The sequence below is a fragment of the Agrobacterium burrii genome (assembly GCF_017313405.1).
GTDB classification, from domain to species: Bacteria; Pseudomonadota; Alphaproteobacteria; order Rhizobiales; family Rhizobiaceae; genus Agrobacterium; species Agrobacterium burrii.
In genome coordinates this window covers 278,920-291,239 of sequence record NZ_JAFLNA010000001.1, presented here as the reverse complement: position 1 = coordinate 291,239, position 12,320 = coordinate 278,920, and the positions used below count along the sequence as shown (strand labels likewise).

Sequence of the window (12,320 nt, the reverse complement as noted above, 5' to 3'; positions counted from 1 at the left end):
AACTTACCGCCCGCAGATACGGCTCGCCTTGGGGTGCATTGCCGTATCCGCCTCGTTTCCCGGGGTACTAGCCGTGTCAGATACAGGAGCTGACAACCGGCTGCAACGAATTCCCCATCAAACCAAAGGCCACGTCATAAAAATTCAACACAGCCTTAATATATACTAATATCGCTTTCTGTTGCGGTTGAAAGCCCCGAAATTACTTTTGCGGGATCAAACAAACGTCAAAAAGCGGCTCGCCTCAATTCGCGGCGGCACCTTCCATTTCCTGGCGCGAGGTAAGGATCTTGTCGATCACACCCCAATTCTGCGCCTCGTCCGCATCCATGAAGTGGTCGCGATCAAGGGTTTTTTCAACCTCTTCGAGCGTGCGGCCGGTGTGCTTCACGTAGACTTCATTCAGGCGACGCTTCATCTTGATGATGTCGCGAGCATGACGTTCGATGTCCGAAGCCTGGCCCTGGAAACCGCCGGAAGGCTGGTGCACCATGATGCGGGCGTTCGGAGTTGCGAAACGCATTCCCTTTTCGCCGGCGGCCAGAAGCAGCGAACCCATCGATGCGGCCTGGCCGACGCAGAGCGTCGATACCGCAGGGCGAATGAACTGCATCGTATCGTAGATCGCCATGCCGGCGGTTACGACACCACCCGGCGAATTGATGTAAAGCGCGATTTCCTTCTTCGGGTTTTCAGCCTCGAGGAAAAGCAGCTGCGCGCAGACGAGCGAAGCCATCTGGTCTTCCACCGGGCCGGTGAGGAAAATGATGCGTTCCTTGAGAAGACGGGAAAATATGTCATAGGAGCGTTCGCCGCGATTGGTCTGCTCTACGACCATCGGCACCAGAGCCATGGCGGTATCAACTGGATTTTTCATGTCCGTCCTTTGTCAACTCTGCCCTTCGCGGGAAACCGCTCCGGAATCACTTCTAACCTTCATACTCCCTACATAGAGTGTCCCTGCCCCGTACTTCAAGACACGAAGCCGCATATCCTTAACGGCTCAACAGCGATTGCAGGCGTTTGAAGCCTCTGACGGCAACGGCTTCAAACCGGCGGGCGCATCTCGAACTACCTGCCCTTGCCGACATTATTTTTCATCGAAGCGACCCGCAAATGCAAAAACCCGTGGCCATGCACAGATATAACTTCTTACCGGCAAGAACTCGTTAGGGATTTACTGCTGATACTGCGCGGCGAATTTCCGGTTTCCGTCAGGAGGCGGGCGCCCCATTCGGGCGAAATGGCATCTCAACAATTTCGGCGGGCATTGCGCACATCGTGCCACAAAGCCCGCTTTCACGGCATGATAGCGCAGATAGGATTTTGCAATGCTGGATGCAAAAACGGGCATGCTGCTTTGGGCGTCGGAGACGTTCACCCTTGCCGTCCTTTTGGGAACCCTGTGGCTGCACCGCCCTGCCCGCCAGCACAATCTCTATTTCGCCGCCGGTTTCCTTTCGACCGGTATCGGCGCCATTCTTGTCGCCCTGCGCGGCGACATTCCCAACTACCTGTCGATTGAAGTCGGCAACACGCTGGCGCTTTCAGCTTTCGGTTTCTGGCTGGCCGGCCTTCTCTCCTTCGAACAGCGCAAGCTCGCCGGCTGGATCGCCATTCCAGCGCTTTTGTGGGTCGGCGGCATGCTCATCCCGCCAGTGCGGGAAAGCATGGCTTCGCGTATCCTGCTTTACCATGCCTGTGCCGCAGTCGCTTATTTCATGCTGGCCGGCGTCGTTCTGGCAAACAGGAGCCGGGCATCGCTCAGCCGCAAGGTTCTTGCCGCGATTTTCATTTTACAGGCCTTTTTCGGCGCCATCATCGCATTGGTCGTCATTCCCGGTGACATCGCGTCCCCCAGTGCCGTCGCACTGACGTCGCCACTCGCCTTTTCAGGCATTCTCGGCTTTACCATCATCATCATGATCAGCGCGAAGATCATCATGGAGGATTCCGAAAACCGCCTGCACCGGCTGGCGATGACTGACCACCTCACCGGCGTTCTCAACCGGCGCGGCCTGCTGGAGGAGTTCGAGCGCATCAAGAAGCGGTCACAGGCTTCCAGTCGCTATGTGGCGCTGGTGCTGTTCGATATCGACCATTTCAAGAAGATCAACGACAAATATGGCCACCAGTCCGGCGATGCGGTGCTCGTGCATTTCTGCGACATGGCGCGGCGCGTCATCGGCGATCGTGGCCTTTTCGTCAGAATGGGCGGCGAGGAATTCGCACTGGTCGCCGAAGTCGAAAGCCCGTCCAGCACGGTGACGCTGGCGGAAGCCATTCGCAGCAATCTGCGTCTTTCCAAGATCAGTTCGCGTGGCGAAGGTATCGAAGTCACCACCAGCGTCGGCATCTCCGAAGCCATGATCAAGGACGCCGACCTGAGCGTGATGATGACGGAAGCCGACCGTGCGCTCTATGCCGCGAAAAAAGCCGGCCGCAACAGGACCGTTATCCACGTGAATTCGGCCAATGTCGTCGTCCCCTCCTCAGACCGGGACGAAAATCCGATGGACAATAATGCCGACCGGCAGGTTGCAGCGCTGAACCGGATATCGGCCATCGCCAGCCGGTGACATGATGCCCATGCGATGACAGGCGGAAAAACATGCAGCGGTTTTTCCCCACCCTTTCCAAAGCACAAGACGCGGACTAAACCTTGAGCATGACAGCGACATTTCCCTTCCTCACCATCGACCCCGCCACGCGCCGCGTTTCACTTGATGCCCGCGACCCGGCCTTCTACAATGATCCGAACCCGGTCTATGCGGCGCTTCACGCGCAATGTCCCACCTTTTACTGGGAAGAGCAGCGGCAATGGTTCTTTACCGAATATGACCATGTCAGCGCGCTTCTGCGCGACCGCCGATTCGGGAGGCAAATCCTGCATGTGGCGAGCCGCGAGGAAATCGGCCTTGCCGAGCCGCTCGAACACGTCAAGCACTTCGATGCCGCCGAGCAGCATTCGCTGCTGGAACTGGAGCCGCCGGAACACACACGGTTGCGCACGCTTATCAACCGCGCCTTCGTGTCCCGGCATGTCGACAAGATGAAGCCGGAAATCGAAGAACTCGCCAACCGCCTGATCGACGCTTTCGAAGCCGATGGCACGACGGAACTGCTCTCCACCTATGCCGATATCATTCCCGTGACGATGATCGCCCGCATGATCGGCATTCCCGAAGAGATGGGGCCGCAGCTCCTGAAATGGTCGCATGCTTATGTCGGCATGTACATGTTCAAACGCACCCCCGAGGACGAGCATCTTGCCGACAAGGCTGCGAAGGAATTTTCGGACTATGTGCGCAGCGTGATCGCCGAGCGACGGGCGGAGCCGCAAGATGACCTGCTGAGCCACATGATCCATACGGAACACAAGGGCCAGTATCTGACCGATGACGAACTGATTTCCACCACCATCGTGCTGCTGAACGCCGGGCACGAGGCGACCGTGCACCAGATCGGCAATTCCGTACGCATCATTCTCGAAAGCGGCATCCCGCCCGAAACCCTGTTCCACGACGAGACCGCAACGGAACGCACGATTGAAGAGACGCTACGCATCTGCGCGCCCGTCCATATTTTCCAGCGCTGGGTTCTGGAACCGGTCGAGATCGACGGTGTGACCTTCAAACGCGGTGACAAGGTCAGCCTCATTCTGGCCGCCGCCAATCTCGATCCGGCAAAATTCTCCGATCCGCTGGCTTTCCGGCCGGACCGCAACGAAGGCGCCAACGTCTCTTTCGGCGCCGGCATCCATTTCTGCATCGGCGCACCGCTGGCAAGGCTGGAGCTTAATCTGGCCCTGCCGCTGCTGTTCAAGCGCCTGCCGGGTCTCAGGATCGCCCAGCCGCCGAAGGTCAAGGACGTCTATCATTTCCATGGTCTGGCGCGGCTTGATCTGGCGTGGTGAATCGGGAGGCGAGGTCGCCTTTAGATCTGAGCCAAACCACCATCAACGGAAAGTTCCACTCCGGTGATATAGCTGGCCTTGGCTGACGCCAAAAACAGTACCGCTTCGGCAATTTCGTCGGGATGGGCCATACGGCCGATCGGCGCTGCGTCCTTGAGATAGGCCTCGAAACCGGCGATCTTTTCATCGTCCATCTTAAGACCATTTTCCATGATCGGCGTGCGGGTGACACCTGGGCTTACCGTATTGACACGGATTCCCCGCGCCTTCAGGTCATTGGCAAAGCTACGGGCGAACGAGCGAACCGCGGCCTTTGAAGCATTGTAAGCACTCAATTTTTCCAAGCCCTTATTGCCGACGATCGAACCCGTCAGCACGATCGAACCGCCGTCCCGTAGCACCGGCAACAACGTCTGCACGGTATAGAACACGCCCTTTACGTTAATGTCGAAAATCCGGTCATAGAGCGCTTCGTGAGTTGCACCAAGATCGTTGTTTTCCGCGATTCCGGCATTGGCGACCAGGACATCCAATGTTCGCCCATCAGCTTCGATACGGCTTTTGAGCTGTTCCAGCTCCGACAGATTCGCAACATCGGAAACGACGCCGATTGCACGCTCCCCAAGTCTGGCGACAGCGGCATCGAGATTGGCCGCACTACGGCCCGTTACATAAACTGCAGCGGCACCACCTTCCAAAAACAGCTTCGCAACTGAAAAACCAATGCCCGTCGATCCGCCTGTGACGACGACGACCTGCCCGCTGAACATTCCAGACATTGCAATCTCCTGAAAATATCTAAACTTCCGAATTAGCATAATTCGGTATTTCGGTTTTATTGAAATATTGAAGCCTGTCAAGCCTTGTGCTAGAGCGGTTTTATGGTTCAGTTTTTTCACCCCGCCCGCGAAGACATATCGCTCACCGCCATGCTGGCCGCACTCGGCGACCCCGCCCGCATGGGTATCGTTCGGAAATTATGGGAAGTGGAAGCCGGGCAGAATTGCGCTTGTGCAGCACCCTGCCCGGATATGCCACGCTCGACGCTTTCCAACCACCTGCGTATCCTGCGCGAAGCAGGACTGATACGCACCCACAAACAGGGCGTCGAAAACATCAACGTCATGCGCCACGATGATCTGGAAGCACGCTTTCCAGGGCTTATGCGGTCGATCATATCCTTCGACCGGCCGTAAAGCGCGGTGGTAATACTACGCCATCACAGCCGGATAACGTAATCCTTCCTTGTCGTTTCCACGACCTCCCAGGTGCCTGTAAAGCCAGGCTGCAGGACCAGCCGGTCGCCCGGTTTCAGGTGGCGCGGCGCCCCGCCATCTTCCGTCAGGATGGAATGGCCTTCGAGAATGTTGAAATATTCCCATTCGTCATAGACCACCCGCCATTTGCCCGGCGTGGATTGCCAGATGCCGGCATAGATGCCGCCCGGCGCTTCCTCCAGATTCCACGTGGTGAATCTGGGATCGCCGGAAATCAATCGTTCCGGCGCAGGCGCGCCATGCTCCGCTTCGACCGAAACATCAAATGTCAGCAAGTTCGTCATAGCGAGCCGCCCTCTCAGATTTTCGAAAGCGACTGTTCGAGATCGGCGATGATGTCTTTCACATCTTCAATGCCGATGGACAGGCGCACCACATCCGGCCCCGCACCTGCCGCCGTCTGCTGTTCCGGCGTCAGCTGCGCGTGGGTGGTGGACGCCGGGTGGATGACGAGCGAGCGCGTATCGCCGATATTGGCGAGATGCGAGAAAAGCTGCAGCCCTTCCACCAGCGCCTTGCCGGCGGCATAACCGCCCTTGACGCCGAAGGTGAAGACGGAGCCCGCCCCTTTTGGCGAATAATGCTGCTGGATGGCATAGTTGTCGCTGTCCTCCAGCCCGGCATAATGCACCCAGCCGACTTTTGGATGCGCCTTCAGCCATTTGGCGACAGCGAGCGCATTGTCGGAATGGCGCTGAACGCGCAGCGGCAGGGTTTCGATGCCGGTGAGGATGAGGAAGGCGTTGAAGGGCGAGATGGCCGGGCCGAGGTCACGCAGGCCAAGCACGCGGCAGGCGATGGCGAAAGCAAAATTGCCGAAGGTCTCGTGCAGCACGACGCCCGAATATTCCGGCCGGGGCTGCGACAGCGCCGGATATCTGTCGGTCGCCGACCAGTCGAAGGTTCCACCATCGACGATGATGCCGCCCATGGAATTGCCGTGGCCGCCAAGGAATTTCGTCAGTGAATGCAGCACGATGTCAGCGCCATGTTCCAACGGCCGCAGCAGATAGGGGCTTGCCATCGTGTTGTCGACGATCAGCGGTAGACCATGGCGGTGAGCAATCTCGGCAATTGCAGCGATATCCACGAAGGTACCGCCGGGATTGGCAAGGCTTTCAATGAAGACGGCGCGGGTGCGCTCGTCGATCTGCCGCTCGAAACTGGCCGGATCGGTCGCATCGGCCCAGCGCACCTGCCAGTCGAAACCCTTGAAGGCGTGGCCGAACTGGTTGATGGAGCCGCCATAAAGCTGGCGGGCGGCAACGAAATTATCGCCGTGTTGCAGCAGCGTGTGGAAGACCAGCAATTGCGCGGCGTGGCCGGATGCGACCGCGAGCGCCGCCGTGCCGCCCTCAAGCGCTGCGACACGCTCTTCCAGAACCGCCTGGGTGGGGTTCATGATGCGGGTATAGATATTGCCGAATTCCTTCAGGCCGAACAGCGCCGCGGCATGATCGGCATCACGGAACGCGTAGGCGGTCGTCTGGTAGATGGGCGTCGCGCGCGCCCCGGTGGTCGGGTCTGGCTGTGCGCCTGCATGGACGGCCAGCGTTGAAAAACCGGGATTGCTGCTCGACATGATGTTTCCTCCAATTACAATTTTGGAGGGATCATAATGCCTTGCGGCGAAATGATAAGCCCGATCTGTACCAACTATCGCACAATATTGAGACGCGGATACTCAATTGCGGGGCAACGGTCCATCACCACAGCCATGCCATAGGCCTCGGCCTTGGCGGCGGCATTGTCATCGCGCACGGATAGCTGGCCCCAGATCACTTTAGGGCGCTGTGGCAGCAATATCGCCTCCTCCACGATCGCCGACAGATATTCCGGCGCCCTGAAGACATCGATCATGTCCACAGGTTCGGGAATATCGGCAAGCCGGGCACAGACCTTCTGCCCCAATATCTCCTTGCCCGCCTGACCGGGATTGACCGGAAACACGCGGTAACCCTTCGACAATAAAAAGCGCATGACGCCATGGCTGGGGCGGTCCGGATTGGGTGAGGCGCCAAGCAGGGCGATGGTCCTGACATCGGTCAGGATTTTTCTGAGATAGTCCGGTTCGTAAGTATCATGCTGCATGTCAACTTGTCCCTTTGGCGCATCACGCAGTTTGAGAGATGCTGGCAGGCACCCCTTCCGAGAGATCAGCGCGAGTATCGCGTTTCCTGCATAAATCCGCAGCTACATTTGCACGCTACCGTCGCTTGCTTTTGTCCGTTGCTTTCATTGTCATTTAGGAAGCGTTGTGGCTTTCTTGAACCCCCTGCCCGGTTTAAAACCACGTGAACATGGCCTCGTCCTCGCTCGATATGGGGTATTTCATTCACGCAAAATGATTTCACGAAAGCACCCTGCATAAGCTGGTATTGAGTATTTTCATCCAGTTTCCAAAACGATCCATATGCGAAGGAACGCTGGCTCAAACAACATTAGCGTGCAATTTATGCGCCATTCGTCTCCTGTTTGTTTTCATTCCGTTCACCGATGAATTAGACTTGACTAATTTTCAGAAAGTTATTCTGTAAATCAATCCATCTGTAAATCTACAACGTTGCAGTTTGTTATTTTACACGGCGGTGAAATTTATTTTCATAATAATGAAAGAAATAGGCGCTGAAACTACTATGCTCTCACGCTCCGCCAGAAACGCGAATTACGCGCGAAAATCCGCTGAAATAACCCTGATTTTTAGAAAACGCGCAAGATTTCGGCGAGACTGGAGCTGTGCATCCGGAGCCGGCATGCCCGTCCCGCGGATGAAATCATGAGCAACGCGATTTCGCTCGCGAAGCAGGAAGTCTCGCGACATGCACAAACCCAAAATTTTACGCATGTCATTATTGGCGGAAGGCTGAATATTCGCGCGGATGATCAGACGAAACCGGCAATCATTTTCGAATGATCGCAAAGCGTCCATAACGCCTCACGACCTCCATCGAAAATGGATTCCGGTATTCAAACCCATGCTATAGGTTTCGGAAAGTAGCCTGCAAGCGAGTCCCTATTGTGACAATCGACATTCTTTTTCTGGTTCTTCTGGGTGCCATCCTGCATGCCGGATGGAATGCGCTGGTCAAGTCCGGCTCCGACAAGTCACTTGACGCCTCGCTGATTGCGGCGGGCGCGGCGGCTTGCTCGTTGCCGTTTCTGCCCTTCCTGCCTTTTCCTGCTCCGGTCGCCATTCCTTTTCTGATCGCGTCTGCCTTTCTGCAATTTGCCTATTTCCGCCTTGTCGCCGCTGCCTATACGATCGGCGATATCGGCCTTGTCTATCCCGTCATGCGTGGCGTGGCCCCCCTGATCGTTGCAGCGACGAGCAGCCTTTTCCTGAGCGAGGTGCTGAGCCCGCTGGCGCTTGCCGGGATCGCCATCATTTCCGGCGGCATCCTGACACTCGCCTTCGAGGCGCGGCGCGGCGGCGGAAAAGCGATCATCCTTGCGCTCATCAATGCCTTCGTTATCGCCTCCTACACCTTCGTGGACGGTGTCGGCGCAAGGCTTTCGGGCAATGCGATTTCCTATACGCTGTGGATGTCACTGCTGCCGCCCGTGCTGCTTTTCAGCTTCGCCTTTTACCAACGCGGAATAAGCACCGTCGCGGCGCATGTACGGCGCAACTGGTGGCGCGGCCTGATCGGCGGCGGCGGCTCGATTCTCTCTTACGGGCTGGCGCTTTACGCCATGACCAAGGCCCCCGTCGCCGTCGTTGCGGCGCTCCGGGAAACCTCCATTCTGTTTGCGCTGGTCATCTCCGTCGTGATCCTGAAAGAGCGCGCCAGCATCTGGCGTTATCTCGCCGGCGGCATCATCGCAGCAGGCGTTCTGGTCATGAGACTGGGATAAAACAGACAAGTTTAATGGGGTAAAATATTACCACATAAATAAGTTATTGTTTTTACTTAATTATTTTTGAGACCTTCAAAAAACGTCATATTGACGCCTCTGCCAGCGCACCGTATAAGCGCGCCAGATCGGATTCCAGCCGGAATAGGGTCATTTGCGGTTACCCTCAGGGCAACCAAACCAAGCAACAAGAAACGCCCGTTTGCTCTTATTCAAAAAGAGGATCACGGGTCCACGTTAGAAAGTGAAACCAATGTCTACTTTCGTTCAGAAGCCTGCTGAGGTGGAGAAGAAGTGGATCATCATCGACGCCGAAGGCCTCGTTGTTGGTCGCCTCGCCACTATCGTTGCAACCCGCCTGCGCGGTAAGCACAAGGCCACCTTTACCCCCCACGTCGATGATGGCGACAATGTCATCGTTATCAACGCGGAAAAGATTGCCTTCACCGGCAACAAATACGCCGACAAGAAGTACTACTGGCACACCGGTCACCCGGGTGGCATCAAGGAGCGCACCGCTCGCCAGATCATCGAAGGCCGCTTCCCGGAGCGCGTCGTTGAAAAGGCCATCGAGCGCATGATCCCGCGCGGCCCGCTCGGCCGTCGCCAGATGAAGAACCTGCGCGTTTACGCCGGCTCGAACCATCCGCACGAAGCACAGCAGCCCACCGTTCTCGACGTGGCCGCGCTTAACAAGAAGAACGTAAGGAGCGCCTGATAATGGCCGATCTTTCCTCTCTGAAAGACCTCGCCCCGGCATCGGAAGCTTCGGCTCCCGTGCACGTCCGCAAGGTTGATACCCTCGGCCGCTCCTACGCGACCGGCAAGCGCAAGAACGCCGTCGCCCGCGTATGGGTGAAGGCCGGTTCTGGCAAGATCATCATCAACGGTCGCGATTTCTCTGCTTATTTCGCACGTCCGGTTCTGCAGATGATCCTCCAGCAGCCGCTGGTCGCAGCTGCCCGCGCTGGTCAGTTCGACATCATCGCAACGGTTGCAGGCGGCGGTCTTTCCGGCCAGGCCGGCGCCGTTCGTCACGGTGTTTCCAAGGCCCTCACCTACTTCGAACCGGGCCTGCGCCCTGTTCTGAAGAAGGGTGGCTTCCTGACCCGCGACAGCCGCGTTGTCGAGCGTAAGAAGTACGGTAAGGCCAAGGCCCGCCGTTCGTTCCAGTTCTCCAAGCGTTAATCGCTTACTGGTGCAATACATTCGAAAGGCGGGGCTTCGGCTCCGCCTTTTTTTATTGCCGTTTCCCTTGTTTTTTGGATGAGAAGACAGCACCCTCAGCGCAAACCGCAACAGGGGTGATCAATGCCATCCAAAACCATCGACCACGCCTTTACCGCCACAACGCTGACATCGGCTGCCACCGATCCGACCCATGCGGGCGTCCTCTCCTTCATGCGGCGCAAATACACCAAAACCCTCAAGGGCGTTTCGACAGCCGTCTGGGGCATTCCCTTCGATGCCGCTACATCCAATCGACCGGGCGCGCGCTTTGGGCCGCAGGCAATCCGCCGCGCTTCGGCGATCTTCGATAACGACCCGCAATATCCCTTCGCGCGCGATCTCTTCGCCCATATGCCGACCGTCGATTATGGCGACTGCCTGCTCGACTACGGCAATCACTGGAAGACGCCGGAGACGATCGAAAAGGAAGCGCGCAGGATCATCTCCAAGACGGATTATCTGCTGACACTTGGCGGCGACCATTTCATTACCTGGCCGCTGCTGAACGCGCATGTGGCCAAACACGGGCGGTTGGCGCTGGTGCATTTCGACGCGCATCAGGACACCTGGTTCGACGACGGCAAACGCATCGACCACGGTTCCTTCGTGGCCCGCGCCGTGCGTGACGGGCTGATCGATCCCGACCGCTCGATCCAGATCGGCATCCGCACCCATGCGCCGGAGGATTTCGGCATTCGTATTCTCCATGGATACGAGGTGGAGGAGATGCGGGCGGGCGACATTGCCTCGCTGATCGTCAAACATACGGCTGGTATGCCCACCTATCTGACCTTTGACATCGATTGCCTCGACCCGGCCTTCGCGCCCGGAACCGGCACGCCAGTCGCCGGAGGGCCGACCAGCGCCAAGATTCTCTCCGTTCTGCGCGGGCTTGGCCAGCTGGATATTCGCGGCTCCGATGTGGTCGAAGTCGCGCCCGCTTACGACCATGCGGATATTACCGCCATTGCCGGAGCCACCGTTGCAATGTATATGCTTGGCCTGCGTGCCGAACGGCTGGCCAAGGCTGGCTGACACAAAAAACAGCACTTGCCAAACTGATTCCGATTACCCTTACAACCCTTTGAAAAGTCAGGACAAGGACATGACAGCGAAGATCTTCATCGATGGCGAACACGGCACCACGGGTCTGCAGATCCGCACGCGCCTTGCTGGTCGCCGCGATATTGAACTGCTGTCCATTCCCGAAGCAGAGCGCCGCAATGGCGCAATGCGCGAGGATATGCTCAACAATGCCGACATTTCGATCCTCTGCCTGCCTGATGATGCTTCGCGGGAAGCTGTCTCGATGGTGGCCGGCAACAACAATGTCCGCATCATCGATACCTCGACCGCTTATCGCGTCCACAAGGACTGGGCTTACGGTTTTGCCGAGATGGACAGCGAGCAGGGCGACAAGGTTCGTTCCGCCCGCTTCGTCGCCAATCCGGGCTGCTACCCGACCGGCGCAATCGGCCTCATCCGTCCGCTGCGTGCTACCGGCATCCTGCCCGATGGTTATCCGGTCAGCGTCAATGCGGTTTCCGGTTATACCGGTGGCGGCAAGCAGATGATCGCGCAGATGGAAGACCAGAGCCGGGACGACGCGATCAGCGCCAATAATTTCCTCTATGGCCTGACGCTCGCCCACAAGCATGTACCGGAAATGACCATTCACGGCCAGCTTGACCGCGCGCCGCTGTTTGCGCCTTCCGTCGGACGTTTCGCACAGGGCATGATCGTGCAGGTTCCGTTGTTTGCCGCCGACCTCAAGGAAGGTACGAGCATCGAGACGGTGCATGCCGCGCTCACCGCCCATTATGCGGGCCAGGATATCGTCAGTGTGGTGCCGCTTGCCGAAAGCAAGGGGCTTTCCCGCATCGATGCCGAGGAATTGGCGGGCAAGGACACGATGAAGCTGTTCGTTTTCGGTACGCCGGGCGGCGAACACATCAATCTCGTGGCGCTGCTCGACAATCTCGGCAAGGGCGCATCCGGGGCGGCTGTGCAGAACATGGAACTGATGCTGTCGGCATGAGGCT

Annotated in this window: 14 protein-coding genes; 9 read left to right on the top strand and 5 right to left on the bottom strand. The window is 57.6% G+C overall.

Annotated features, from left to right (window positions below; all coding sequences use genetic code 11):
• Positions 1-244: 244 nt before the first annotated feature.
• Positions 245-877 (bottom strand): ATP-dependent Clp endopeptidase proteolytic subunit ClpP, encoded by a 633-nt coding sequence (gene clpP / locus JZX89_RS01625; protein ID WP_046800320.1) that lies wholly within the window; start codon positions 875-877, stop codon positions 245-247.
• A 454-nt stretch (positions 878-1,331) separates the two neighbouring features.
• Between clpP and JZX89_RS01620 the strand changes: the two genes are divergently transcribed.
• Together JZX89_RS01620 and JZX89_RS01615 are read left to right on the top strand one after the other, a co-directional pair.
• Positions 1,332-2,579 (top strand): GGDEF domain-containing protein, encoded by a 1,248-nt coding sequence (locus JZX89_RS01620; RefSeq protein ID WP_207132889.1) that lies wholly within the window; start codon positions 1,332-1,334, stop codon positions 2,577-2,579.
• Positions 2,580-2,668: 89 nt separating this feature from the next.
• The gene (locus JZX89_RS01615) at positions 2,669-3,916 is read left to right on the top strand and encodes a cytochrome P450 (RefSeq protein WP_207132888.1); all 1,248 of its coding nucleotides are present in this window, start codon (positions 2,669-2,671) and stop codon (positions 3,914-3,916) included.
• A 20-nt stretch (positions 3,917-3,936) separates the two neighbouring features.
• Here JZX89_RS01615 and JZX89_RS01610 read toward each other — a convergent pair whose 3' ends face one another.
• Positions 3,937-4,695 (bottom strand): SDR family NAD(P)-dependent oxidoreductase, encoded by a 759-nt coding sequence (locus JZX89_RS01610; RefSeq protein ID WP_149898140.1) that lies wholly within the window; start codon positions 4,693-4,695, stop codon positions 3,937-3,939.
• 102 nt (positions 4,696-4,797) lie between these two features.
• Here JZX89_RS01610 and JZX89_RS01605 point away from each other — a divergent pair, with 102 nt between their 5' ends.
• The gene (locus JZX89_RS01605) at positions 4,798-5,112 is read left to right on the top strand and encodes an ArsR/SmtB family transcription factor (protein WP_207132887.1); all 315 of its coding nucleotides are present in this window, start codon (positions 4,798-4,800) and stop codon (positions 5,110-5,112) included.
• Between the two features lie 23 nt (positions 5,113-5,135).
• On the opposite strand, the gene JZX89_RS01600 is transcribed toward JZX89_RS01605, so the two are convergent.
• From JZX89_RS01600 to JZX89_RS01590, 3 genes are all read right to left on the bottom strand, one after another.
• Positions 5,136-5,477 (bottom strand): cupin domain-containing protein, encoded by a 342-nt coding sequence (locus JZX89_RS01600; RefSeq protein ID WP_149897763.1) that lies wholly within the window; start codon positions 5,475-5,477, stop codon positions 5,136-5,138.
• A gap of 14 nt (positions 5,478-5,491) precedes the next feature.
• Positions 5,492-6,775, bottom strand: coding sequence for an O-acetylhomoserine aminocarboxypropyltransferase (locus tag JZX89_RS01595; protein ID WP_207132886.1), 1,284 nt, complete (start codon positions 6,773-6,775; stop codon positions 5,492-5,494).
• Positions 6,776-6,849: 74 nt separating this feature from the next.
• Positions 6,850-7,284 carry a CoA-binding protein gene (locus JZX89_RS01590; protein ID WP_207132885.1) on the bottom strand — a complete coding sequence of 145 codons (435 nt, stop codon included), beginning with the start codon at positions 7,282-7,284 and terminating at the stop codon, positions 6,850-6,852.
• 685 nt (positions 7,285-7,969) lie between these two features.
• Between JZX89_RS01590 and JZX89_RS01585 the strand changes: the two genes are divergently transcribed.
• The 6 genes from JZX89_RS01585 (at position 7,970) to argC (ending at position 12,316) form a co-directional block, all read left to right on the top strand.
• Positions 7,970-8,107: a hypothetical protein gene (locus JZX89_RS01585; protein ID WP_207132884.1), complete on the top strand. Its 138-nt coding sequence runs from the start codon at positions 7,970-7,972 to the stop codon at positions 8,105-8,107.
• Between the two features lie 104 nt (positions 8,108-8,211).
• A complete protein-coding gene (locus JZX89_RS01580; protein ID WP_149897766.1) occupies positions 8,212-9,048 on the top strand; it encodes an EamA family transporter in 837 nt (278 codons plus the stop codon).
• 253 nt (positions 9,049-9,301) lie between these two features.
• Positions 9,302-9,766, top strand: coding sequence for a 50S ribosomal protein L13 (gene rplM / locus JZX89_RS01575; protein ID WP_149897767.1), 465 nt, complete (start codon positions 9,302-9,304; stop codon positions 9,764-9,766).
• A 2-nt stretch (positions 9,767-9,768) separates the two neighbouring features.
• Positions 9,769-10,236, top strand: coding sequence for a 30S ribosomal protein S9 (rpsI, locus tag JZX89_RS01570; RefSeq protein WP_149897768.1), 468 nt, complete (start codon positions 9,769-9,771; stop codon positions 10,234-10,236).
• 123 nt (positions 10,237-10,359) lie between these two features.
• Positions 10,360-11,313, top strand: a complete 954-nt coding sequence (gene speB, locus JZX89_RS01565; RefSeq protein WP_207132883.1) for an agmatinase — start codon at positions 10,360-10,362, stop codon at positions 11,311-11,313.
• 70 nt (positions 11,314-11,383) lie between these two features.
• Positions 11,384-12,316, top strand: a complete 933-nt coding sequence (gene argC / locus JZX89_RS01560) for an N-acetyl-gamma-glutamyl-phosphate reductase (RefSeq protein ID WP_207132882.1) — start codon at positions 11,384-11,386, stop codon at positions 12,314-12,316.
• Positions 12,317-12,320: the final 4 nt, after the last annotated feature.

Coding starts and splice junctions, on each gene's coding strand:
- JZX89_RS01590 (WP_207132885.1), bottom strand. CDS start 7,284: ATGCAGCATGATACTTACGAACCGGACTATCTCAGAAAAATCCTGACC.
- JZX89_RS01600 (WP_149897763.1), bottom strand. CDS start 5,477: ATGACGAACTTGCTGACATTTGATGTTTCGGTCGAAGCGGAGCATGGC.
- argC (WP_207132882.1), top strand. CDS start 11,384: ATGACAGCGAAGATCTTCATCGATGGCGAACACGGCACCACGGGTCTG.
- JZX89_RS01585 (WP_207132884.1), top strand. CDS start 7,970: ATGAGCAACGCGATTTCGCTCGCGAAGCAGGAAGTCTCGCGACATGCA.
- JZX89_RS01605 (WP_207132887.1), top strand. CDS start 4,798: ATGGTTCAGTTTTTTCACCCCGCCCGCGAAGACATATCGCTCACCGCC.
- rpsI (WP_149897768.1), top strand. CDS start 9,769: ATGGCCGATCTTTCCTCTCTGAAAGACCTCGCCCCGGCATCGGAAGCT.
- JZX89_RS01615 (WP_207132888.1), top strand. CDS start 2,669: ATGACAGCGACATTTCCCTTCCTCACCATCGACCCCGCCACGCGCCGC.
- JZX89_RS01595 (WP_207132886.1), bottom strand. CDS start 6,775: ATGTCGAGCAGCAATCCCGGTTTTTCAACGCTGGCCGTCCATGCAGGC.
- JZX89_RS01620 (WP_207132889.1), top strand. CDS start 1,332: ATGCTGGATGCAAAAACGGGCATGCTGCTTTGGGCGTCGGAGACGTTC.
- JZX89_RS01610 (WP_149898140.1), bottom strand. CDS start 4,695: ATGTCTGGAATGTTCAGCGGGCAGGTCGTCGTCGTCACAGGCGGATCG.
- speB (WP_207132883.1), top strand. CDS start 10,360: ATGCCATCCAAAACCATCGACCACGCCTTTACCGCCACAACGCTGACA.
- clpP (WP_046800320.1), bottom strand. CDS start 877: ATGAAAAATCCAGTTGATACCGCCATGGCTCTGGTGCCGATGGTCGTA.
- rplM (WP_149897767.1), top strand. CDS start 9,302: ATGTCTACTTTCGTTCAGAAGCCTGCTGAGGTGGAGAAGAAGTGGATC.